At 56.6% G+C, this 22767-nt stretch carries 19 protein-coding genes; 11 read left to right on the forward strand and 8 right to left on the reverse strand.

Annotated features, from left to right (window positions below; translation table 11 throughout):
• Positions 1-349: 349 nt before the first annotated feature.
• Complete coding sequence (gene proP / locus CYR52_RS06975; RefSeq protein WP_072928123.1) at positions 350-1855, reverse strand: glycine betaine/L-proline transporter ProP; 1506 nt, start codon at positions 1853-1855, stop codon at positions 350-352.
• An 860-nt stretch (positions 1856-2715) separates the two neighbouring features.
• Between proP and CYR52_RS06980 the strand changes: the two genes are divergently transcribed.
• From CYR52_RS06980 to CYR52_RS07010, 7 genes are read left to right on the forward strand one after another with little or no spacing between them, the layout of a single operon-like run.
• Positions 2716-3876, forward strand: a complete 1161-nt coding sequence (locus CYR52_RS06980) for an amine dehydrogenase large subunit (protein ID WP_101828264.1) — start codon at positions 2716-2718, stop codon at positions 3874-3876.
• A gap of 1 nt (position 3877) precedes the next feature.
• Positions 3878-4423: a MauE/DoxX family redox-associated membrane protein gene (locus CYR52_RS06985; RefSeq protein ID WP_079205202.1), complete on the forward strand. Its 546-nt coding sequence runs from the start codon at positions 3878-3880 to the stop codon at positions 4421-4423.
• Positions 4424-4436: 13 nt separating this feature from the next.
• Positions 4437-5042: a redoxin domain-containing protein gene (locus CYR52_RS06990; RefSeq protein WP_072928118.1), complete on the forward strand. Its 606-nt coding sequence runs from the start codon at positions 4437-4439 to the stop codon at positions 5040-5042.
• Positions 5043-5058: 16 nt separating this feature from the next.
• Complete coding sequence (locus CYR52_RS06995; RefSeq protein ID WP_072928117.1) at positions 5059-5592, forward strand: methylamine dehydrogenase light chain; 534 nt, start codon at positions 5059-5061, stop codon at positions 5590-5592.
• Entirely contained in the window at positions 5585-6016 is a 432-nt protein-coding gene (locus CYR52_RS07000) for a c-type cytochrome (protein WP_079205201.1), read from the forward strand. The genes CYR52_RS06995 and CYR52_RS07000 overlap by 8 nt, the downstream gene beginning before the upstream one ends.
• A 3-nt stretch (positions 6017-6019) precedes the next feature.
• Entirely contained in the window at positions 6020-6481 is a 462-nt protein-coding gene (locus CYR52_RS22805) for a c-type cytochrome (RefSeq protein WP_206602294.1), read from the forward strand.
• Positions 6482-6508: 27 nt separating this feature from the next.
• On the forward strand, positions 6509-8032 hold the full coding sequence (locus CYR52_RS07010) for a multicopper oxidase family protein (RefSeq protein ID WP_072928115.1): 1524 nt from the start codon (positions 6509-6511) through the stop codon (positions 8030-8032).
• Positions 8033-8038: 6 nt separating this feature from the next.
• Here the strand turns inward: CYR52_RS07010 and CYR52_RS07015 are convergent, their stop codons facing one another.
• The 4 genes from CYR52_RS07015 to CYR52_RS07030 all read right to left on the reverse strand — a co-directional run bounded on the left by CYR52_RS07015 (position 8039) and on the right by CYR52_RS07030 (position 12855).
• On the reverse strand, positions 8039-10600 hold the full coding sequence (locus CYR52_RS07015) for a bifunctional diguanylate cyclase/phosphodiesterase (RefSeq protein ID WP_072928113.1): 2562 nt from the start codon (positions 10598-10600) through the stop codon (positions 8039-8041).
• Positions 10601-10879: 279 nt separating this feature from the next.
• Complete coding sequence (locus CYR52_RS07020) at positions 10880-11314, reverse strand: pyridoxamine 5'-phosphate oxidase family protein (protein ID WP_072928112.1); 435 nt, start codon at positions 11312-11314, stop codon at positions 10880-10882.
• Between the two features lie 147 nt (positions 11315-11461).
• The gene (locus tag CYR52_RS07025) at positions 11462-12067 is read right to left on the reverse strand and encodes a DsrE family protein (protein ID WP_072928110.1); all 606 of its coding nucleotides are present in this window, start codon (positions 12065-12067) and stop codon (positions 11462-11464) included.
• A gap of 302 nt (positions 12068-12369) precedes the next feature.
• Positions 12370-12855 (reverse strand): GNAT family N-acetyltransferase, encoded by a 486-nt coding sequence (locus CYR52_RS07030; RefSeq protein ID WP_072928109.1) that lies wholly within the window; start codon positions 12853-12855, stop codon positions 12370-12372.
• Between the two features lie 145 nt (positions 12856-13000).
• Between CYR52_RS07030 and CYR52_RS07035 the strand changes: the two genes are divergently transcribed.
• On the forward strand, positions 13001-15196 hold the full coding sequence (locus CYR52_RS07035) for a beta-glucosidase family protein (RefSeq protein ID WP_101828265.1): 2196 nt from the start codon (positions 13001-13003) through the stop codon (positions 15194-15196).
• 62 nt (positions 15197-15258) lie between these two features.
• Here the strand turns inward: CYR52_RS07035 and CYR52_RS07040 are convergent, their stop codons facing one another.
• The 3 genes from CYR52_RS07040 to CYR52_RS07050 are packed head-to-tail and all read right to left on the reverse strand — an operon-like array spanning position 15259 to position 19117.
• Entirely contained in the window at positions 15259-16581 is a 1323-nt protein-coding gene (locus tag CYR52_RS07040) for a c-type cytochrome (protein ID WP_101828266.1), read from the reverse strand.
• A gap of 10 nt (positions 16582-16591) precedes the next feature.
• A complete protein-coding gene (locus CYR52_RS07045) occupies positions 16592-18376 on the reverse strand; it encodes a GMC family oxidoreductase (RefSeq protein ID WP_072928104.1) in 1785 nt (594 codons plus the stop codon).
• A 3-nt stretch (positions 18377-18379) separates the two neighbouring features.
• On the reverse strand, positions 18380-19117 hold the full coding sequence (locus CYR52_RS07050) for a gluconate 2-dehydrogenase subunit 3 family protein (protein WP_072928103.1): 738 nt from the start codon (positions 19115-19117) through the stop codon (positions 18380-18382).
• Positions 19118-19874: 757 nt separating this feature from the next.
• Here CYR52_RS07050 and CYR52_RS07055 point away from each other — a divergent pair.
• From CYR52_RS07055 to CYR52_RS07065, 3 genes are read left to right on the forward strand one after another with little or no spacing between them, the layout of a single operon-like run.
• Positions 19875-20138, forward strand: a complete 264-nt coding sequence (locus CYR52_RS07055) for an XRE family transcriptional regulator (RefSeq protein WP_101828267.1) — start codon at positions 19875-19877, stop codon at positions 20136-20138.
• A 44-nt stretch (positions 20139-20182) separates the two neighbouring features.
• Positions 20183-21478, forward strand: coding sequence for a dTDP-4-dehydrorhamnose 3,5-epimerase family protein (locus tag CYR52_RS07060; RefSeq protein ID WP_101828268.1), 1296 nt, complete (start codon positions 20183-20185; stop codon positions 21476-21478).
• Between the two features lie 9 nt (positions 21479-21487).
• Positions 21488-22726, forward strand: a complete 1239-nt coding sequence (locus CYR52_RS07065) for an MFS transporter (protein ID WP_101828269.1) — start codon at positions 21488-21490, stop codon at positions 22724-22726.
• Positions 22727-22767 lie beyond the last annotated feature (41 nt).

The following is a 22767-nucleotide window of genomic DNA, read 5'->3' on the forward strand; positions in this document are numbered from 1 at the left end:
GAACCGGCCGGGTTGACATGCTGGCCGGGCGCACAACACGTATAAGTTATAGAACCCGGTTAAAGGCCATGAGAGAAAATGAGCAGGGGAAATCATCAATTAAGATATTTCTTAAAGTCGCAGGCGGGCGGTTGAAAGGCGCATTTTCTTCTGCGTCGTGCTAAGCGATTGAATAGGAGACTATTTAACAAAAGAGAAATCGCGGGAAACAGCGTGTTTAAAGATTTCGTTAAGAAAATTGTCTAAATATTACACAAAATTAGACGGCGTGAGGGCGGTTGTACAGCTTTGGCGGGCCTGAAAAAAACGGCCTGTGGGTGTGCCACAGGCCGGGGATGACGCGGTGATGTTATTCGTTAATACGCGGGTGCTGCTGGATCAGGTTGGCGCGTTTCGCCTCCAGTTCCGCAATCTGCGCATTGATGTCTTCGATCTTGTGCTCAATGTTGTCGTGGTGCTCACGCAGGATCTCTTTTGCCTCACTGAGGTCAGAAGCGGCCGGAGTGGCACCGCGCAGCGGCTTGTTGGCGGTCTCTTTCATAAAGATCCCGGTTGCCAGCCCGACAATCGCCACCACCATCAGGTAGTAACCCGGCATATAGAGGTCACCGGTGGTTTCCACCAGCCAGGCGGCGGCGGTCGGGGTCAGGCCCGCGATCAGCACGGAGATGTTAAAGGCGCTGGCCAGCGCGCTGTAACGGATGTGGGTCGGGAACATCGCCGGCAGGGAAGAGGCCATCACACCGGTAAAGGCGTTCAGGATTACCGCCAGCAGCAGCAGGCCGCAGAAGATAAGGCCGGTAGCATGGCTGTTGATCAGCATGAAGCACGGTACCGCCAGAAACAGCAGCGCGATACTCCCGCCAATCACAAACGGGCGGCGGCCAAAGCGGTCGCTCAGCAGGCCCATGACCGGCTGGACAAACAGCATCCCCAGCATCACGGCGATAATAATCATCACCCCGTGATCTTCCGCATAATGCAGGTTATGCGACAGGTAGCTCGGCATGTAGGTCAGCAGCATGTAGTAGGTCACGTTGGTGGAAAGCACCAGACCGATACAGGCCAGCAGGCTGCGCCAGTGGCGGGTGGCAATCTCTTTGAAGGAGACTTTCGGGCCGTCACGCAGCCCTTCGCGGTCACCTTGCTCGAGCTTGTCCACGTGTTGCTGGAATGCCGGGGTCTCTTCCAGTGCGTTACGCAGGTAGAGGCCGATGATGCCCAGCGGCAGCGCCAGGAAGAACGGCAGACGCCAGCCCCAATCCAGGAAGCTCTCTTCGCCTATCACGGCGGAGATGATCACCACGATACCCGCGCCCAGCACGAACCCGGCAATCGAGCCGAAATCGAGCCAGCTGCCCATAAAGCCGCGGCGGCGGTCAGGGGAGTATTCCGCCACAAAGATCGAGGCACCGGTGTATTCGCCGCCGACGGAGAAGCCCTGCGCCATTTTTGCCAGCAACAGCAATATCGGCGCCCAGATGCCGATAGAGGCATAAGAAGGGATTAAGCCGATACAGAAGGTACTGACCGACATAATGATGATGGTGATCGACAGAATTTTTTGCCGGCCATATTTGTCACCCAGCGTCCCGAAGAACATGCCGCCGAGCGGGCGGATCAGGAAGGGCACAGAGAAGGTCGCCAGCGCGGCGATCATCTGTACGCCGGGATCGGCACCAGGGAAGAAGACCTGGCCCAGGGCATACGCCACAAACCCATACACCCCGAAATCGAACCACTCCATAGCGTTACCCAGAGAGGCCGCGGTAATGGCTTTCCGTAACTTGGCATCATCAATGATGGTTACGTCCTTCAAGCCGATAGGCTTTACTTGTTTCTTACGAAGCTTCATAGCAGAGAGGACCTGTTTTTATGGTTATCAAGGTTTATTGTTTCCGTTGACGCATAACATTTATATCAGAAGGATAGACTACGGGAACAGTAAACGGAGTTTTAACGGTCAATGAATAAGCGAAAAATCCAAATAAACCGCTGATCGGGCGTTTAATAAACAATATTATTCGCTGTTCCATCGCCATACCCTGATCCGCACCGGCAATAAAACCGGGTAGTCCTATCGTTAGTGGGACTTTATTGCGCCGCTTTGGCACCGTTAAGCTAAATTTCCCGGCAGGCAGCCAACAAATAACGTGGCAGCCCAGGCTTTCCCCCCGCGAAAAAAACCTCCCTTAAGCCAGCCTGATATTTTTCCGGCTCATCACAAGGATTATTCTTAGCCGTTTGCACCATGATGGAAATAGCTGCCGGTTATTAACGGCAGCCTGCAGAGAAATAACGATTCACCGACGGTTAAGAAAATTCGCAGGAGATTTTTCAAGGCCGGCCCGCGCCGGGCGCAGAAATAAAGGTAAAAAAGCGTAAAAAATCGTCAGCGGGAAAGGCCGGCAACCGGTGGATCGGTGCCTCACCCCGGCGGGTCTTGCCCCGGATTTTTTTATCGTGGCGGCGGGGGCCGCTCACGGCAGACGAGAAAAAAGCATAAGAATCAACGTAACCCTTTTGGTTTCGTCCGAAATGGTGCGCTTTTCACTCAAAACCGGCTTCGTTGCACACTTTTGAGGCGCAGCAATGGGCGCGTTACTCCCGGTATCGCATGTAACAGGCAGCCCGCCGGTAGGGAAACATTAAAAAAGAGTTGGCACACGAGTTGCAAAGGCTTTTTCAGTCGACCTTCACTGACCCGGAGCCTGTATGCGATATAGTTCATTAACGTTATTTACCACCCTGGGAATATTGAGTTTTACCACCAGTCAGGCCGCAGAACCGTTTAAACCCGAACGCATCAGCGTTGAAAAAAATATATCCCCCGGCCCGAATGTGTTCGTGCTTGATCAGAACTGGAAAGGGGCAAGCACCATTACCGTACTCTCCGCCGATGACCTCTCCACCAAAGGAAATATTTCCGACGGTTTAATCAGCCAGTTCACCCTGTCGCAAGATAAAAAACATCTTTATACCGCCTCGGTATATCCGAAACGGATTATGTCCGGCCCCACGGAAGCGGTTGTCCAGGATTTTGACATCGCCACCCTTAGCCAAATCAAAGAGATGGAAACCCTGCCGAAAATGGCACAGGTCGCGCCATCAATTAACAGTTTCCAGCTCTCCGCAGAGGACAAATATGCCTTTGTGCAGAATGCCACCCCGGCGGCCTCTGTTTCCGTGATAAGCCTGGCGACCGGCCGGCATCTGTTGGAAGTGCCGACGCCGGGCTGCTGGGGAATTTACGCCTCGCAACAACCGGGCAAATTCAGTTCGCTGTGCGGTGACGGCACGATCGCGTCTTACCAGATCGCCGCCGATGAGAAGAACTACCAGGCCAGCAAAAGCGAAAAGCTGTTCGACAGCGACAAAGATGCGCTGTTCCTGGCTGCCCAGCGTGACGGCGATACCCTGATGTTTACCTCGTTTACCGGCAACATGGTGGTGGTGTCTGACAAAGAGGCCAAAGCCACCCTGGTAGAGAAATTCAATTACACCGACGGTGTGGAAGGCCACTGGGTGCCGGGCGGGTTCCAGATCCTCGCGTACAACAAACCCAATAACCTGATGTTTGTCACCATGCACCCTGACGGCAAAGAGGGCAGCCATAAAGATGCCGCCAAAGAGGTGTGGGGCATCGACATGGCCGGCCATAAGGTGGTGACGCGCTTCAAAGTGGATAACCCGGTGGCCGTCACGGTCAGCGCCACTGAGCAGCCGCAACTCTTCACCCTGAAAGATAACGAAGAGGGCGAGGGCGGCACGGTGACCAAATACAGCTTCAGCAACGATAAAAAATTCACCGCCCAACAGCAGGGCAGTGTGAAGGGGCTGGGCGACTTCAACCTGCTGCTGCGGGTGGACAACTAAGATGGCCGCCCTCTGTGACATGCTGCATCTCTGCGTGCTGACCTTCCTGACGCTGCTGTTCGGCCAGGCGGCGCTGCACAAAGCCGGGGATGTGCGGCGCTTCTCCGGTTATGTGGCGGATTACGGCGTGGTTGCCCCCGCGCTGGCGCTGCCGGTGACCTGGCTGCTGGTGGTGGCGGAGGGCGCGGCGATGGGGCTGACGCTGACCCCGGCAACCTCCGCATCCGGGCTGATGCTGATGGGCGCGCTGCTGGCGCTGTATGGCGGCGCAATGCTGTGGGCCCTGCGGCACGGTAAGCGCCACATTGACTGCGGCTGCGGCGGCGCAACCCAGCCACTTTCCCGGCTGCTGGTGGTGCGCAACGCGGTGTTGCTGGCGCTGGCCGGGCTGGCGGCGCTGACCGGCGGCCAGCCGGTCGCCCCGCTTAATCTGGCCGTTGCGATACTGTCTGGCCTGGTGCTGTGGCTCGGTTACCAATTGCTCGACCAGCTGTTGCGCCTGCACAGCCTGCGCGCGCAGTTATCGCCGGGCTCCGTTACCCCTTAACCCTGAGGTGCCTATGAATACCCTGATCCTCTTTATGCTGGCGTTGCTGACGGTGCTGGTGGTGGGTTTGATTGTCGCGTTCCTGGCGCTGTCGCGGCAGGTGGGCGTGCTGTTTGAGCGCATCACCCCGGTGGGCGCAATGATCAATGACAACGGCCCGGCCATCGGCGATCCCTCCCCGGTATTTACCCTGCCGAGCCTTAACCACGGCCCGGTGACGCTGGGCGGCGTACAGGCGAAAAGCACCCTGGTGTTTTTCCTGTCGCCGACCTGCCCAATCTGCAAAACGCTGCTGCCGGTGGTGAAAAACCTGCATACCGCCGAACGGGCATGGCTGAACATCGTGCTGGCCAGTGATGGTGACAGCGAAAAACAGCGGGCATTTATCCGGCAACAGCAACTGGACGACATCCCCTATGTGCTGTCGCAGGAGCTGGGCATGACCTGGCGCGTGGCGAAGCTGCCGTTCTCGGTGCTGCTTAACCCGCAGGGCGTCATCACATCCAAGGGCCTGATCAACAGCCGCGAACAGTTTGAAAGCTTGTTTAACGCGCAGGAGTCCGGCGTTGAATCGATCCAGGCTTACAGCCGCGCTTCCTCTTTGACCGCCAACCCTTAACCGGCAGGAGAATTTTATGAAATTTCTGACTTCACTACTGGCGTCGCTTGATACGCTTTCCGAACGAAAAATGCGGGACTCGGCCCGGCGGCTGGGGCGGCGCAGTTTCCTTGCCAAAGCCGGGGCGGTGCTGGTCGGCACCGGGCTGATGCCGCTGCTGCCGTTTGACCGTTCAATGGGCAAGGCGTTTGCCGCCACCGGCGCAGAGGATGCCAATTCCTGTGATTACTGGCGCTATTGCGCGCTGGATGGCAGTCTCTGTTCCACCTCCGGCGGCAGCATGACCAGTTGCCCGCCCGGCGCGGAGGCCTCCAAAGTGGCGTGGGTCGGCACCTGCCGCAACCCGCACGACAATAAGGATTACCTCGTCTCCTACAACGACTGCTGCGGCAAAGCCACGGTCGCCAACGCCACCAGTTGCTTCACCAGCCAGGGCGAGCGCCCCGGTTACCGCATGGGGCTGCATAACGACATCAACTGGTGCATGGCGAACACCAACAAAGGCTACCACTGCACAGTGGCGACACTGGTGGGGATTGCCAATGAATAAACCGCTTATCCTGGCCGGGCTGCTGACGCTGCTGGCCCCCGCTGCCTGGGCCGACGGCCATGCAGCCTTTGAAGAGAACTGCGCCAGTTGCCACGGTGCTGATGCAGAAGGGATTGAGGGGCTGGCCCCGCCGTTGCACAATGCCGACCTGTGGAAAGCGTTGGGCGACAACCGGCAGGCGTACATTGCCGGCGTGGTCACCGGCGGCATGAGCGGCACCCTCCAGTCAAAAGGCACCACTTATGAAGGGCTGGTGATGCCGCCGCTGGGATACCTCGACACCGCGACGCTGGTGGAGATCACCCAATATGTGCTGCGCGACGTCAACCAGGTGGGCGACGGCCCTTCCGCGGCGCTGATCACCCAGTACCAGGCCAGCCCGCCCGAGCACGCGGCGTTACGCAAACTCAGGAACGGGGGGTAAGCCATGCCGGGCAAACACAGACGAACAGGGTTATACGTGTTGCTGCTGTTGCTGCTGCCTGTCTTTGCCCAGGCTGAAGCCTATCGTGAAAAAAATACGCCGTGGCAGAACTATGTGTTGCGCTGTTCCGGCTGCCACGACATGGACGGCTCAGGCTCTTTGCCGGGGGGCATTCCCCCGTTGCCGGGCTTTTTGGGCACCTTTACCAAAGACCCGGCCGGGCGTCTCTACCTGATGCATGTGCCGGGCATTGTGGCCTCGAGCCTCGATGATGCGCAGCTCGCCGAGCTGATGAACTACCTGAATGATAAATGGGGTGACCCGCAGGGCTATCCGGCCTTTACCGCACAAGAGGTGAATACCCTGCGCAGCACCCCCGTAGAGGATGTCGTGAAATACCGGCGGGAGCTGGTGAAACGTTATCTGAAAGAGGGCATGAAAACTGCCGACTACCCCTGGCCCTGAGTGGCCTGGCTCGCTCTGGAACCCTTTATGCATCGACGCCATTTTCTGAAATGCGGCCTGACGGCGCTGGCGGCAGCCGGTGTGCTGCGCCGGGCCGTGGCCCACCCCGCGCCTGCTGCGGCGCATTCCGCCTCTGCCATGACCCCTCACGCCGCGCCGGCCGCGGCCGCTGCGGAGGCCGCCGCGCTGCTGCCCGCTGACCGCCTGCGCGCCGGGCAGGCACTCCGGCCTTTGCCGCTGCTGCGCAATGAATCCACCCAACCGGGCACCTTTGCCGGCACGCTGGTGGCGGAGCCGGGCAGCGCCCAGCTGACCAACGACCCCAGCGCCACCGCCTGCTGGCGCTATAACCAGTCACTGCCCGGCCCGTTGATTGTGCTGGAAGAGGGCATGGACGTCAGCCTGACCTTTATCAACCGGCTGCCGGAACCGAGCACCATTCACTGGCATGGCCTGCCGGTTCCCGCCAATCAGGATGGCGGCCCGGATGACCCGGTCGCGCCGGGGGCAACGCGGGTCTATCGCTTTACCCTGCCGCCGGGCAGCGCCGGGACGTACTGGTATCACCCGCACCCGCATCAGGGCGTCTCCGGGCAGATTGCCCGCGGGCTGGCCGGGGCGATTGTGGTGCGCGCGCCGCAAGACCCGCTTGCCGCGCTGCCGGAGCAGCATTGGGCGATCAGCGACCTGCGGCTCGACGCCGACGCGCAGATCCCACCGCATACTTATGGCGACTGGGTGGATGGGCGTGAAGGGGAGTTTGTGCTGATTAACGGCCAGTACCGCCCGGCGATGGCGCTCAGCGGCACCCACCGGGTGCGCATCTGGAACATGTGTTCAGCGCGCTACCTCAACCTGTCGCTGCCGGGCTGCCGGTTTATCCCGGTCGGCAGTGACGGCGGCCTGCTGGAGAAGGTGCTGCCCGCCCAGGAGGCGATTCTGCTCTCGCCCGGCGAACGGATGGAAGTGCTCGTCACCGGCGCGGACGGCCACACCTCGCTGGCCCTGCTGCCCTACAACCGCCACCGGATGATGTCACCCCCGCCACAGGCGGCCACCGATATTGCCACGGTCAGTTACCGCGCTGCCCCGCTGCCGGTGAGTGAGGGCGCGGCCCTGCGCACCATTGCGCCGTTGGGCGAGCCGGGCAACCAGCTCCGCGCGGTGATGATGGAGAAAATGGGCGACATCATGAAGAACAAAGGCGGCACGCCGCCGCGCGCCTTCCTGATTAACGGCAAACCCTTTGATATGGCGCGGATGGATTTAAACAGCAAAGCGGGGGTGGTTGACCGCTGGGAGATCATCAATGCCACGACGATGGATCACCCGTTCCATATCCACGGCGGGCAGTTCCAGGTGACAGAGCGCCAGTACCTCGGCAAAAAAAGCGCCCCGGCCTGCCTGGCGTGGAAAGACACGGTCAACCTGCGCCCCGGTGAGATTGTCCGGCTGCTGATGCGCCAGGACTCACCAGGGATGCGGATGTACCACTGCCACATCATCGAGCATGAGGAGCTGGGCATGATGGGCATGTTAAACGTCACCTGATGCCGGTCAGGGCTGGTGCAGCGGCGTTTTCATCAGCGCCTTCAGCGCCGCCACGCTCATCGGCCTGCCCAGCAGGAAGCCTTGCGCCTGATGGCAATTGACGCGCAACAGTTCATCAAGCTGGGCGGAGGTTTCCACCCCTTCGGCGGTGACGGTCAGGGACATCGCCCGGCCCAGCCCGACAACGGACTGGATAATCGCCTGGCTGCTCTGGCTGTCGTCGAGGTTGGCGATAAAGCTGCGGTCAATTTTCAGGCCATCAAACGGGTAGAGGCGCAGGTAGCTCAGGGAAGAGTAACCGGTGCCGAAGTCATCCATGGAGAGCCGGATGCCGAGCGCCTTCAGCCCGCGCATAATCACCAGCGCCTGGTCGGCATCCTCCATCATCACGCTTTCGGTGATCTCCAGCTCGACCCTGGCCGGGCAGATGCCGGTTTCCTGCAACACGTTGCTGACCCTGGCGATCAGGTCACCGCAATAGAACTCCACCGGCGACAGGTTAACCGAAATAAACACATCTTCATCCCAGCCGGTGGCTTCCCGGCAGGCCGTCAGCATGACCCAGTCACTGATCGGCACAATCAGGCCGGTCTCTTCCGCCACGGAAATAAAGTGCGCCGGGTTCTGTAACCCTTTCACCGGGTGGTTCCAGCGGATCAGCGCCTCTGCCCCGGCGACCCGCATCGCGTTCAGTTCAAAGCGCGGTTGGAACTCCAGGAAGAATTCGTTACGGCGTAACGCCTGCCGCAAATCCGTCTCCACCTGGCGGCGCTCCAGGATGCGCTCATTCATCTCATTGACGTAGAATTTCCAGTTATTGCGCCCGGCGGATTTGGCCTCATACAGCGCGATGTCAGAATAGCGCAGCAGGTCGTTGGCCAGCGTGCCGTTTTCCGGGCAGCGGGCAATGCCGATGCTCACCCCGACGCTCAGCTCATGCTCGCCGATGAAAATGGTGGTATTGATGGCGTCGATGATGCGGCGGCAGAGCTTCTCGGTGTTCTGCTGGTTGCCCGGATCAATGGCGAGGATAATGAACTCGTCGCCGCCCATCCGCGCCACCAGATCGCACTGGCGGATGCACTGTTTCAGCCGCCCGGCGATCTCATTCAGCACCCGGTCACCCGCCGCGTGGCCCAGGGTATCGTTAATCGGTTTGAAACGGTCGAGGTCGAGGCTGAGCACCGCGATCCGCTGGGCACCGGGCATCCCGCCCAGGCTGGCCTGGAGGAAGTTATGCATATGGTTGCGGTTTGCCAGCCCGGTCAGGCCGTCATGCAGCGACATATATTCAATGTGGGCTTTCGCCTCGACCTCTTCGGTAATGTCACACACGGTGCCGCGATAGCCGATGACCGACCGGCCAGAAAGGATCGCCCGGACAGAGAGGCTGCAATGGCGCGTCAGGCCGATGCGGTTTTTCAACCGGCACGGCAGCGGCTTGCGGATGCCGGGGCTGCTGACCGGGTCAAACGCCCCTTTCTCAAAGGCGTCGAGATCATAATCCACCAGCTGGTGGAACGGTTTGCCCAGCCACTCCCCGGCGGTGTAGCCGGTCATACAGATAAACCGGTCGGAGAGGTAGATCAGCTCCTGGCGCGCATTGGTCTCCCAGATCCAGTCTGAACTGCCTTCAATCACATGGCGCAGGCGCTCCTCGCTGAGGGTCAGCGAGGCCTGGATGGTATCGAGTTTCTTCGCGGCGAGATAAAGCCGCGTCTTCAGCCGGTTAAAAATCAGGCAGAACAGGATCGCCAGCGCCAGCAACAGCGGCAGAATGGTTTTCAGCAGGTGGTTACCCGGATACTCGGCATCCCAGCGCAGGTGGAACGGCGTGCCGCCGCTGGAGCTGAGCGTGATAAACGGTTCTTTCAATGATTTCCCGGCAGAGAGATCGAGCCGCAGGTTATGCAGGTCAAAGTCTTCGTCCAGGGCCTTTAATTTTTCGTTATCCAGAATAAACGCATAAATCAGCACCGAGAGGTGCGCGTAATCGGTATAACTGTTGTCCGGGCGGATCACCGCCGCTGACACAATCGCCGGGTTGCCGTTAATTAAAAAATAATCGGAGGCATAATCATCGGTGGCGGCCTTTTCCTGGGCGAGGGCAATAAGCCGCGTTAAATCACCGGTCAGCCAGGTGGCGGCATCGGCCTGGCTTATTTTCCCATCAATCAGCGCATAGCGGGTTTTAAGGTCAGGGGTGACAATAAATACCCCTTCCAGATTATATTGGGTATAAAGTGACTCGCCGATATTGTCGCGGTTGTAGGCCCAGTCCAGATTAATACTGCTCTGGGTGAAAATATAGGCATCCCCCCAGAAGGCGTAATCTTTCAGCACATTGCCGACCTTATCCTGCAAATTCTGCATTGCTTTGGCGACGTCGACTTTACTGTGCTCGATCTGGCGGTGGTTTTGCTGTGCCACAATATAAAACAGCGCGGCGCAGGTAATCAGAAAGAGGGCGCCGGTCAGCAGGGCAACGTTTTTTATTACCCGTTGGGGGAGGGTAAAATAACTTACCACCGGTGTGGGTTTATCGGGGTCGGCTGAAAATGGCAGCATTCTGGCTCTTTTCCTGTCATGGGTAACGTACACCGGCGCATAGGGGGCTTCACCGATCTTTATCGGCCCGGCCAGAAAAAGGTTGAAAGTTTACCAGGGAAATTATTTTTTCTTTTTGAGAATCAAATCAATGCACAGGCCAAAAATAATGCGGCCGGTTATTATCTCAAATTAGCCGCAACCCTATCTCAAATTAACAGGCTGCCTATCTCAAATTAACGGGGAATAACGCGGGGAAGGGGATGAAAACCAGGCCGGGGTGCCCCGGCCCGCCGGAAATCACAACGCGATTTCCTGGTGGTTATTTTTGTCATCCCAGTAGGTGATGTGCTGCGCAGTGACTTTGATTAACAGCAGATCCGGCGTATCGATGCCCTGCGGGAACCACTTCTCGACGTCCGGCGTCCAGTACTCTTTCAGCGCGTCTTTCTCGCGGATTAACGAAGACTCGCCCTGGATAGAAATAAACAGGCTCGGCTTGTCAGAGGATTTGGCCGTGACATAGTTCAGGGTGGTGGTGGCGTCGTTTTCAATATCCGCCACGATCTGGTTGTCTTCGGTGGTAAAGAAATAGGCGTCGCCGTTATATTCCACATTACGGTTATTGCTCATCGGCCGGCTGGCAATAGTGCCGCCTTCGCTCAGCGTGGAGAACATCGCGTAATCGATATCTTTAATCTCTTTCGACAACTGGGAAAGGGTGACCTGGCTCATCGTAATCTCCTGTTTATCCATTATTGGTGACGTCTTTAAAGGCTAGTAGACGAAAATAGCCGTGTCCAATGAGCGGCTTACAACAAAACGGAATAACGATTGCGGCCGGGCAGGAAAACGGCGGCACAGGGCGTGCCGCCGGGGGCCTTATAACGGCATGAAGGTGTAACCCTGGTGCTCCAGCACCGTCACGGTGGTCAGGCCGGAGAGCGCCTGGGTCACGCTTTTATCCACCCAGGAGGTCTCATAGTGGTGGGCTGCGACGGACTGGTCACACACGGAGACATCCACGCCCGCTTTGCGCAGTTTCTCAATCAGCGGCAGGTTCGGGTTATCGACACCGTTGATTTTACGGTACTGCTCGTTGTTCAGGGTCGCCGGGGTCGCGCCGCCGGTGAGGATAGCCACGAATTTCAGCTGATTCAGCGGCACGCCGGAACCGACATACAGGTTCACGGCGCGCGCCACGCGATCCAGCCCTTCGTTAATCTGTGCCGGGCCGACTTCTTGTTTGTTCACAAAGAAGACGATTTTGTACGGGTCACCATTGCCTACGGCAGGTTTGTAAGCCACATCTTCAAAGTTGTGGACCGGGCCGTAACCTTCGATGGTCGGCGTCACCCAGAACGCCGGGTCATCTTTTGGGGCGGTCATGGCGTGGTATTTGTCAACCAGGGCCGGGGTTTTCATCACGACAGCACTGACAACGGCGCTAACGATTGCAGCAGTAATTAAGGTTGAAGCCAGACGCATAGTTTTCTCCAGAAAAGAAGCAGGACACAAAGGTTTCCCGGCGGGTAAAACCCGGCCAAAAGCAAGCCCAGTGCGGTTGTGGGGGGATTTATAGCACAGTGATTTACCACATTAATCAGTCTGGAAAAGAATCAGAATAAGATTAGAGGGATACATAATGAGCGCTTACGGAATAAAAAATCGTCCCCCAGACAGGCTGCCCTTTACGGTAAAGTTATGTAAAAAAGAGGTAAAGAAAGCTTATAGGTAACTTTTCCGAATCAACCAACGCCCTGCCAGTAAAACCCTGTTCCAGGTTTACTTTATTGCCCGCGTGCGTCCGCCCACGCCATCTCTACGCAGGCAAAATAACTGCGGGTCCGGGCGGAAAAATAGTGGCTGTCGCGCAGGCGGGTAAAACCGTGCCGCAGGTAAAACCCGGCCGCATTGGGCGTGGATGAGAGCGTCAGTGTCCTGATGCCGCGCCGCAGCGCCTCCTGTTTAATGGCCGTCAGAATCGCTGAGGCATAGCCGCGCCCTTCGCAGCCCGGCAGGGTAAAAATCGCCTCGACGCTCTGCTCCCGCACATCAAGAAACCCGGTGGCCGCCAACTGCCCCTTTTCGCGCGCTTCAAAGACAAAAAACGGGTTCTCCTCAAGTGCCCGGCGATAGTTGGCGGGCATGGCGTCCGGGGTAAAGGCCGCCAGCGCGTCGGCGTCATACACCGCGCGGCAGCCGTGGCGCAACGCCAGGTTGCGGATTTTCCAGGTCTCTTCGGCCTCATCCGGCCGTGCTAAACGAACTCCCATCGCTGCCTCCTGTGCTCTGCCTGAATAGACGTTAGCTGAGCGTGCGCAATCAGGCCATTCATTGTGAGGTTTTTGTAAAAACAGGCCTCGCCCGGTACGCCATTAACTACCTTTTAAAGAACATGTCGATAAAGAGGAAAAAAGGATGGCGGAGAACGCGCAACAGGAAGAGATGATTTATCAGGCCACCGCACCGGCCGATCGCCAGGCGGCGGCGCTGGTCAGCAAAATGACGCTGGATGAGAAAATCATGCTGGTGCACGCCCCGCTTGGCTTTCCACTGGGGCCGGGGAGCAAACCGGCCGGGGCGGTGGGGTCAGCGGCGTATACGCCGGGCATTCCGCGCCTCGGCATCCCTGGCCTGCAAGAGACCGATGCCAGCCTCGGCATCGCCAACCCCGGCAATATCCGCCCTGGTGACAGCGCGACCGCCTTGCCTTCCGGGCTGATGAGCGCCGCGACCTTCTCGCCGGAGCTGGCGTACCGGGGCGGGGAGATGCTGGGCGAAGAGGCGCACGCCAAGGGGTTTAACGTGCTGCTGGCCGGCGGCATGAACCTGATCCGCGAGCCGCGCAACGGCCGCAATTTTGAGTACCTCAGCGAAGACCCGCTGCTGACCGGGCGCATGGCCGGTGAGGCGGTGGCAGGCATCCAGAGCCGCCACGTGGTGTCGACCGTCAAACATTATGCGCTGAACGCGCAGGAGACCGGGCGGGTGCAGGCGGACTCAGTGATTGAGGAGGCGGCCGCCCGCGAATCCGATTTGCTGGCATTCCAGCTGGCACTGGAGCGCGGGCAGCCGGGGTCGGTCATGCCGGGCTATAACCTGGTCAACGGCGAGTACGCCTCTGAAAATGCGTTCCTGCTGAACCGGGTGCTGAAGGGGGACTGGCAATATCCCGGCTGGGTGATGTCTGACTGGGGCGCGACCCATTCCACTGAAAAAGCGGTGATGGCCGGGCTGGACCAGCAGTCCGGCGAGGAGCTGGACAAGGCGCGCTTCTTTGTGGCGCCACTGAAAGAGGCGGTGGAAGCCGGGCGCGTGCCGGTGGCGCGGCTGGATGATATGGTGCGCCGCATCGTGCGCAGCCTGATTGCCGTCGATGGGCTGGCACAGCCGCCGCGCCCGCGCGCCGTGGATGAAGCCGCCCATGCGGAGGTGGCCGCGGAGGTGGCGCGGCAGGGCATGGTGCTGCTGAAAAATGCGGAACAGCGTTTGCCGCTCAAGCCTGACGTGCGGCGGGTGGTGGTGATAGGCGGCGATGCGGATAAAGGGGTGATGTCCGGCGGCGGCTCCAGCCAGGTGGTGCCGGCCGGCAGCATCAGCCTGCCGACGCCGTTCCAGAATGCTTTCGTCAGCAAACGGATCCTGCACCCCTCCGCGCCGCTGGCTGCCTTGCGCGCGGCCTTCCCGCAGGCGGAAATCAGCTATGACGATGGCCGCGACCCCAAACGGGCGGCTGAAAAAGCCGCGGCCGCGGAGGTGGCGATCGTCTTCGCCTGGCAGTGGATGGCGGAGTCGGTGGATGCGCCTGACCTCTCGCTGCCGGACAACCAGGATGCGTTGATCGAGGCGGTGGCGCAGGCGCGCCCCGGCACCGTGGTGGTATTGCAGACCGGCGGGCCGGTGAAAATGCCGTGGCTGGAAAAGGTCGGCGCGGTGCTGGAGGCGTGGTATCCCGGCAGCCGCGGCGGTGAGGCGATCGCTGACGTGCTCAGCGGCAAGGTGTCGCCGTCCGGCCGGTTGCCGGTGACGTTCCCGGTGGATGAGTCCCAGCTTCCGCGCCGCACGCTGCCGGATCCTGAAAGCACCACGGCGATGCCGGGGCTGCCGCTGAAGCAGGCCATCCGGGTGGATTACAACATCGAAGGGTCAGACGTCGGTTATCGCTGGTTTGAGCGGCAGGCGCTGACGCCGCTGTTCCCGTTCGGTTATGGCCTGACCTACAGCCGCTTCCACTACCATAACCTGAAGGTGGAGCCGGTGGCGGGCGGCGGGTTGCGGCTGCGGATGACGGTCATCAATAATGGTTCGCGCGCCGCCACCGACACGCCGCAGTTCTACCTGCGTAACGGCAGCAGCGGCCACGGGTTTGTGAAACGGCTGGTGGGCTGGCAGCGGATCACGCTGCAACCGGGCGAGCAGGGGGATGTCACGGTTGACGTCGACCCACGGCTGATCGCCCGCTGGGACAACGGGAAAGTGCAGTGGCACCTCTATCGCGGTGACTATCAGGTGATTGCCGGGGCACATGCGATGGATGAGACGCTGAGCACCACGCTGCACCTGCCGGAAGGCTGGCTGGCGGTGAACGGCAAACCGGTGGCGGCGGCACCGTAACCGCTGGGGTTCCACCAATAAAAAAAGCCGCGAGGGATCGCGGCTTTGTTGTGATGGGACGCTTACTTCACATGCAATTTATCAATGGAAGGATTGCCGAGCATGATCGGGTCAGTGATCACGTCCTTATCATTGCGCACGTCAGCCACGTCTTTCGCGGTAATGGCGGGTGCATGGTTACCCCAACTGCTGCGGATAAAGTTCACCACGTCCGCCACCTGCTGGTCGTTCAGCCGCCAGCCGAAGGCCGGCATGGTGACGGCACTTGGCGCGCCTTTCACGCCCGGCAGGGTGTCGCCGGTCAGCACCACGTGGATAAGCGAGGTCGCGTCGTCAGATTGCACCACCGGGTTGCCGCGCAATGCCGGGAAGAAGCGGGTATAGCCTTTGCCGTCAGTGCGGTGGCAGGCGGCGCAGCTGTCCACATAGAGCGAGGCACCGGGTTTGCTGTCATCGCCTTTGAACAGCTGTTGCGCCACGGTGTCATCGGGTTTGAACGCCGGTTGGCCTGGGTCAGCCGGTTGCAGCGATTTCAGGTAACGGGCGATGGCGGTGGCATCGTCCGTGCTCAGGTATTGCAGGCTGTGCTCGACTACGCTGGTCATGCCGCCAAACACGGCAGTATGGTCATTGCGGCCGGTACGCAGGAACTGTACCAGCTCCTCTTCGCTCCAGCGGCCGAGGCCGTCTTTGTTGTCACCACGTAAACTGGTGGCGACCCAGCCATCAATCGGCGCGTTGCTGCCCGCCAGATAGTCACTGCCTTCGCTGTTGTTCAGCGCTTTTTCCTGCATCGTCAGGCTGCGCGGCGTATGGCACGCGCCGCAGTGGCCAAGGCCCTCAACCAGGTAACGGCCGCGCGCCAGCACCGGATCTTCCGCTTTCGCAGGTTGGAAATCTTTCACCTCCGGCGCAAAAATGCCGCGCCAGAAACGCAGCGGCCAGCGCATCGACAGCGGCCACGGGATGTCGCTGTCACGGTTGGCGGCCTTCACCGGTGCCACGCCGTGCATAAAGTAGGCGTACAGGGCGCGCATGTCACTTTCGGTCACCACTGCGTAAGAGGGGTACGGCATCGCCGGGTAGAGCGTCTGGCCATTTTTGGCGACGCCGTGGCGAACCGCGTTATCGAAATCCTCAAACGAATAGTCACCGATGCCGGTTTCTTTGTCCGGCGTGATGTTGGTGCTGTAAATGGTGCCGATCGGGGTTTTCATCCCCAGCCCACCGGCGAACTCAGTGCCGCCCATCGCGGTGTGGCAGGCCACGCAGTCACCGGCGCGCGCCAGGTATTCGCCGCGCGCAATCTGCTCGACCCCGTTGTCCTGCGCCCAGGCGCCCACGCTGATTGCCCCCAGGGTGAGGGCAAAGATCATCTTTTTCATGGCTGTTTCCTTATGCCTGCACCATCGGGCCTGGGTTTTTCAGATACTGATCGCGGATGGCGCGTGCTGACCAGTACGTCAGCGCAGCCACGGTGCCGGTCGGGTTATAGCCCAGCCCCTGCGGGAACGCCGACGCGCCCGGCACAAAGACGTTATGCACATCCCAGCTTTGCAGGTAGCGGTTCACCGCGCTGGTTTTCGGGTCTTCGCCCATTATCGCGCCGCCGTTCATGTGGGTGGTCTGATAGATGGTGGTATCAAAATGCTGGCCCGGATGTTTCGGTGCACCGGCGATCACTTTCGGGTTCATCGCCTCGGCAATCTTGTGCATACGGCCATGCATAAACTGCGACATCTTGATGTCGTTCTCCTGCCAGTCGAACGTCATGCGCAGCAACGGCTGGCCGTGGACATCTTTGTAGTTCGGGTCGAGATCCAGGTAGTTGGTGCGGTAAGACTGGTGCGCGCCGTGGGCATCCATCGACAGGTGATGGGTGTAGACGTCCGCCACTTCCGCTTTCCATTTGCTGCCCCAGGCCGGGGTGCCCGGCCGGGTCGGCAGGCCGGAGATCGGCTTGGTGCCCGCCTGGTTCACCCAGAACGGTGACCCGCCGACAAAGCCATATTTGCCGTGGTCGAAGTTGTCCGCATTGAAGTCATCCACCCCGACGCCCGCGCCGCCCGCCCCGATAAACGGGTTGGTGTGCACGTCTTTGTCAAAGAATGCCTTGATGGTGGAGATGTTCTGGTAGGCGAAGTTACGGCCGACCACGCCCTCGTTGGTTACCGGATCGTAAGGTTTGCCGATGCCGGAGAGCAGCATCAGGTGGACGTTGTGGAACTGGAACGCAGCGAGGATCACGATGTCCGCCGGTTGCTCAATCTGGCGGCCCTGGGCGTCAACGTAGGTCACGCCGGTGGCGCGTTTTTTGTCATCGCTCAGGTTCACACGCAATACGTGGGAATTGGCGCGCAGCTCAAATTTCGGCTCCTGGCGCAGTGCCGGCCAGATGTTAACGTTCGGTGAGGCCTTGGAGTACATGTAGCAGGCGTAGCCGCTGCAATAGCCGCAGAAGTTGCACGGGCCCATCTGCGCGCCATACGGGTTGGTGTACGGGCCGGAGGTATTGGCGGAGGGCAGGTCATACGGGTGGTAACCCACGCTTTCGGCCGCCTGCGCGAACATCTGGGCGGAGAAGGTGCGCTTTTGCGCCGGCAGCGGGAAATCACTGGAACGGTCAGGCGCGAACGGGTTGCCGCCTTTGCCTTTGCCAATCACCTTACCGTTGACGCTCCAGGCGGTGCCGGAGGTGCCGAACACTTTCTCGGCCTTGTCGAAGTAGGGCTCCAGCTCGTCGTAGCTGACGCCGAAGTCCTGGATGGTCATGCCTTCCGGGATGAACTTCTTGCCGTAGCGCTCTTCGTAGTGGCTGCGCATCCGCAGTTCCATCGGGTCGATACGGAAGTGAACGCCCGACCAGTGCAGCCCCGCGCCTCCGGTACCGGTTCCAGGCAGGAACGCAGCAAGCTGGCGATAGGGCTGGGCGGTCTGGCCGCTGTTGTGGCGGATGGTGACGGTGCTTTTGGAGAGATCCTGGAACAGCTTACGGCGGATGTTATAGGTCAGCTCGTCGATCACCTGCGGATAGGCGCCGTCCGGGTAGGTATCCCGGTGCGGGCCGCGCTCCAGCGCCACCACGTTTAAGCCGGCTTCCGTCAGCTCTTTGGCCATAATCGCCCCGGCCCAGCCGAACCCCACGATCACCGCGTCCACTTTTTTCATTGCATTTGCCATCGCTTACGCCCTCTCGCCACGAATGGATACCGGCGGGAAGGGATAACGCTCGCCCCGTTCTACCCAGTCCATAAAATCTGCCCGCGCACCGGGGAATCCGATCAATTTCCAGCCGACCATATTCTGGTTGCCGCCGTGTACCGGGTCACTGAAGAAGCCCTCACGGGTGTTTTGCAGCAGCATGGCGAAAAAGGTTTTTGACGGCACCTGGGTAAAGTCCGCTTTACCGCTCTCCATCAGGCCAAGCAGGGTATCCTGTTGATCTGCATTGAGTTCAGCAAAGACTTTCCCGTGCTGTTTTTTGGCAAAGGCATCGGCTTCGGCCAGGCCGAGGCGGTAGACATCCCGCGGCACCAGCGGTAACTGGTAGCCCAGCGCCGGGTCAGCATCCGGGTTAAACGGCCCCTGCATGTACCAATTGGAACCGGTTGCATACGGGGTCGACATTTGGCGGTCGATGTATTCGGGAGCGCCTGCTTCCAGCGCGCCGGGGCCGCGATCGTCCGCGGGGATCAGGCGCGCCACGGCCGCCTTGATAAAGGCAAACTCTTCCGGGGTGAAGAACGTTGGGGTGTACGCTTTCGCGTTCTGATTGGCAGGCGCGATATCTTCCGCGGCGTCCGCTTTACCTGGTGAGGTTAACGCCCCCAGCCCGCTGGCACCAATGGCCACGGCCGGGGCAAGGGTAATGGTTTTCAACAAGAAATCCCGGCGGGAGTTTCCTGAAAATTGTTTAGACATTTACTGCGCTCACTTACTTATGTAATACAAAAAATTAACAAGGACGCATTAAATTCTCATTTGTTTACCTTTTCTTTGCATTTAGAGGGATTAAATATAATCTTACAAATTAGGGGTTTATGGTGAATAAATAGACAAATCATAAGCGCGAAGGGGGGAGAGGTGAACGCCGGTAGCTCTCTTTTACGTTAACTTATTCCTTCATGACGTAAAGTATGACAACGATCAAATTATCGACGGTAAAACTATTCAGGCGCGCTTACCTCATTGGTTACGTTAGTATACCGGAATACCAGTCGCTAAATAGAGAGTGTTATCATAATTAACCAAATGGTTTATAAGGTATTTTTTATTTATAAAATAGCGTGAAACTAAAAGATGTCTGGGCGGGAATAAGATGTTACTGAGTTGTCTTTAATTATAAATCGAAATTTTAAGGTTAAAAATAAGATCATAGTGGTGATTAACGCTGCCTGTAGTGATTCAGGGCAGACCATTATCCTGTAAAACCAAGGTATTATCGGTTTATTTTAATTATTAAAGAAAAAGCAGCAAAAAGCGGTGGATCACAACAGAATGATTTCATTGAGTTATTTTTTTGTCTGCAACAATACCGCCGATGCAGTAAAAGAGGGGCTAATTGACACCCATTAATTAGTAATGATAAAAGTTGCGCTGAAGTGTTTATTTAACATTTCATTAACTAGGCTATTTGGTTTGAATCGGCCTTTCTCACTGGAAATAAATGAGGTGTCTTATGAGCAAAATAAATGACATTGCAAATCTGTATAAAACCAGACCAGTCGTAGAAGAAAAAAATGTAGAAGGCAATAGCTTCACAGATATGATCTTTCAAACCAAAAATGCAGCTACAGCGGCTTTTGATAAGCTGGCCTATCTGGCCGGTATCAAAAATGCCCCTGCAGATGATAAATACGCTCAGTTAAATACCAGCAGTTTAAGTGAACTGATGAAAAGTGCTAAAAATGCAGGTTATGACATTGAAGTAGTCAACCTTTAAAAATGAAGGCAGCCGAAAGGCTGCCTTATACTCAGGAGCACTCTATGAGCGATGAAATTAATGAGTTGAATAAAAATATCAGCATTGAAGGCTTGCACTGGGTGCCACGATGGAGAGTCAATAACGGCAAGGATGATTCCTACGTCGTGCCATTTTCAACCACGTTCCCGATCAATGTTGTTTATCATGGCGAACACGATTTTAAATATGGCCAATATGGTATTCATCTTGGCCAGCAAGACACGCTGACTTTTTTAGGTGACGAAAAACAATCCATACTCGCGAAATTTATTGATTGCCGGAAAAACTCACCCACCTTCAGAAAAAGCCTGATGTTTTCTATCTTTCCATCGTCAGGAAAAACCTTGATCATCCCTCCTGGGGTTGCGCATACCTTTCATAATCTGGAAAACGTATTTACATTAAATTCGTATAAGCTATTTTTACCCAGTGTCGACAGGTTATTAAGCAGCAAGCTGACATGGTCGCCGGGAAATGACGTTATTAATATTCCAGAAGATATATCTGCTGATGATGTCGAAGGTTATGAGCCTATGACGGAAGAGGCGTCTGATTTGGTTTATCATCGAATTGGCGAATTTCAGCAGGAAAACCTCAAGAAGCATAAGTTCCAACATTCCGAAACGCGCGAATTCATCCTGGAGGATGGAAGCCAGGTTAATGTGCGGATAAGGGAAAAAATCACAGAGGAGAATGAACTGGTTTTACCTGTTGTCAAAATATCGGGTGTTGAATTCAGGGAGATCCCCTCTATCAAAACCGGTAAAGAGAGTTGCATCGTCCCATTAACCAGGCAATCGCCAATGTACATTGTCGAACATGGCAATGATAATTATGACTTTGACTCTTACGGTTTACATTTAGGGCAAGAGGATCACTTAACATTCCTGGGGCATTCAGCACATGAAATAACCCTGAAGTTGGTGGATATGCGGGAGGGATCCGATACCCTCTTTGTTGAGGAAGAAATAACCTTTACCCCCCATCCCAATGTTGAGTTGGTCATACCCTGCGGCGTAGCACACGCGCTGGTTAACATGGCCCGGATAACAACCATTAACCGGCCTGTTATCTATCTTGATGAAAATAAAGAGTATATTCCTGGGCATGATGTTATTGACTGGCCAATCAATAATAAAAACTATCTGAGTTATAAAACAAATACTCTCGAAGCCGATCTTGATTATTATACTTTCATTGTTTCTAAACAGAAAGAGATCGTTAAAGATGCGCCAACGCATCGTACACCAAAATCGATAGTGGTTTATGATGAAGAGACAGGTAAGCATGTTAAAGTCCTTTTGAAGGAAAAGGTGTAAACCGTCACTATGAGCATCCTATTTTTTTATCTGCTTTTTTTTGTTTTGACAGCAGATGGTCTGATGGTTTTTCTGACTTCAGTCATCGTTTATCAGCTTACTGGAAGTATAGAATATTCAGGCCTTTCTTATGCGTTGTGGTGGTTACCCAGGATTTTTATCATCCCCTTAATTGGAAGATATATAGATAAAATTGGCGTCAGAGCATTATCAATATTTTCTGATGTGGTAAAGGTTATGGGGTGCTTATTCCTTATCTGTGTGGATTTCTCTTCAAACATCATGGTTGCCGTGTCTTTTGGCATTGTCGGCAGTATAATATCTATAGGGAATTCACAAACGATTATTGCTTACGAAAAGATCATTGCCTTGATAAGTGATGCGAAAGAGCATCATGTTAATATTATGTCAAGAATGGACTTCCTTGCTATGATTGCCGGCCCATTGGTTGGCATGGCGCTGCTCGATTATGGCTACAAATATGTGTTAGCCCTGCCTTGCCTGCTCTATATCAGCAATGCATTTTTCTTTTACGTAAAAAAAGAGGCGCTGCGCGCCGAAGAAAATGACGTTCACTCTCATTGCACCGCCGATGAGCGGGTTAATAGTGATGCACTGAGCCTTAAAAGACATGTCCTGTTTATTTTTACAACCCCGATTATCGTCAGTGCTGTTTTGCTGGCGGTAGGGAATAATATGTTTGATGGTCTGGTCGAGTCCAGTGGGGCAGCATTGATTCACCGGGAAATGAGCTTGCCCATTAAGTATTTCGGCATGATTGATGTGGCGGCAGGTGTCTGCGGCGTTATCGGAACCTATTTATATGGGTACATTAAACGTGCGTTTGACAGGCGGGTGTTATTGGGCTTGTCAGTGACGTTGATAACCGTCAGTTCGTCAGTATTGATTTTTAATCAGTCCTCATTTTTATTCTTTGTTGGGTGTTACGCCGTATCAATCATTGGTAAAGTGTTTTCGGGGAATATAGGCAGAATGATCAGGATAGAAGTCATTCCTTCTCATGTCCTGGCAAGCACATCGTCATTAATTATGCTGTTAAATCAATCCATATTGCCTTTGGTCGGGATGCTGCTGTATTTTTCAACCGGCTCGACGATATTGGTTTACGCGTTAATGGGCGTCTCTATTCTCATCACCCTGGCGTCAGGTTGTCTGCTGATTATTTATAGCAAAAGGCATTATGAGCATCAGCGTGCGAAAGAAAATAGTGTGTCTAAGCCCGCGTAATGAAGAGAATTACCTGGGCCATATAAGATTTTATTATCACC

Source organism: Chimaeribacter arupi (assembly GCF_002858805.1).
GTDB classification, from domain to species: Bacteria; Pseudomonadota; Gammaproteobacteria; order Enterobacterales; family Enterobacteriaceae; genus Chimaeribacter; species Chimaeribacter arupi.

Excerpts from the sequence above, each read along its gene's own strand:
- proP (WP_072928123.1), bottom strand. The coding sequence starts at position 1,855 with ATGAAGCTTCGTAAGAAACAAGTAAAGCCTATCGGCTTGAAGGACGTA.
- CYR52_RS06980 (WP_101828264.1), top strand. The coding sequence starts at position 2,716 with ATGCGATATAGTTCATTAACGTTATTTACCACCCTGGGAATATTGAGT.
- CYR52_RS06985 (WP_079205202.1), top strand. The coding sequence starts at position 3,878 with ATGGCCGCCCTCTGTGACATGCTGCATCTCTGCGTGCTGACCTTCCTG.
- CYR52_RS06990 (WP_072928118.1), top strand. The coding sequence starts at position 4,437 with ATGAATACCCTGATCCTCTTTATGCTGGCGTTGCTGACGGTGCTGGTG.
- CYR52_RS06995 (WP_072928117.1), top strand. The coding sequence starts at position 5,059 with ATGAAATTTCTGACTTCACTACTGGCGTCGCTTGATACGCTTTCCGAA.
- CYR52_RS07000 (WP_079205201.1), top strand. The coding sequence starts at position 5,585 with ATGAATAAACCGCTTATCCTGGCCGGGCTGCTGACGCTGCTGGCCCCC.
- CYR52_RS22805 (WP_206602294.1), top strand. The coding sequence starts at position 6,020 with ATGCCGGGCAAACACAGACGAACAGGGTTATACGTGTTGCTGCTGTTG.
- CYR52_RS07010 (WP_072928115.1), top strand. The coding sequence starts at position 6,509 with ATGCATCGACGCCATTTTCTGAAATGCGGCCTGACGGCGCTGGCGGCA.
- CYR52_RS07015 (WP_072928113.1), bottom strand. The coding sequence starts at position 10,600 with ATGCTGCCATTTTCAGCCGACCCCGATAAACCCACACCGGTGGTAAGT.
- CYR52_RS07020 (WP_072928112.1), bottom strand. The coding sequence starts at position 11,314 with ATGAGCCAGGTCACCCTTTCCCAGTTGTCGAAAGAGATTAAAGATATC.
- CYR52_RS07025 (WP_072928110.1), bottom strand. The coding sequence starts at position 12,067 with ATGCGTCTGGCTTCAACCTTAATTACTGCTGCAATCGTTAGCGCCGTT.
- CYR52_RS07030 (WP_072928109.1), bottom strand. The coding sequence starts at position 12,855 with ATGGGAGTTCGTTTAGCACGGCCGGATGAGGCCGAAGAGACCTGGAAA.
- CYR52_RS07035 (WP_101828265.1), top strand. The coding sequence starts at position 13,001 with ATGGCGGAGAACGCGCAACAGGAAGAGATGATTTATCAGGCCACCGCA.
- CYR52_RS07040 (WP_101828266.1), bottom strand. The coding sequence starts at position 16,581 with ATGAAAAAGATGATCTTTGCCCTCACCCTGGGGGCAATCAGCGTGGGC.
- CYR52_RS07045 (WP_072928104.1), bottom strand. The coding sequence starts at position 18,376 with ATGGCAAATGCAATGAAAAAAGTGGACGCGGTGATCGTGGGGTTCGGC.
- CYR52_RS07050 (WP_072928103.1), bottom strand. The coding sequence starts at position 19,117 with ATGTCTAAACAATTTTCAGGAAACTCCCGCCGGGATTTCTTGTTGAAA.
- CYR52_RS07055 (WP_101828267.1), top strand. The coding sequence starts at position 19,875 with ATGAGCAAAATAAATGACATTGCAAATCTGTATAAAACCAGACCAGTC.
- CYR52_RS07060 (WP_101828268.1), top strand. The coding sequence starts at position 20,183 with ATGAGCGATGAAATTAATGAGTTGAATAAAAATATCAGCATTGAAGGC.
- CYR52_RS07065 (WP_101828269.1), top strand. The coding sequence starts at position 21,488 with ATGAGCATCCTATTTTTTTATCTGCTTTTTTTTGTTTTGACAGCAGAT.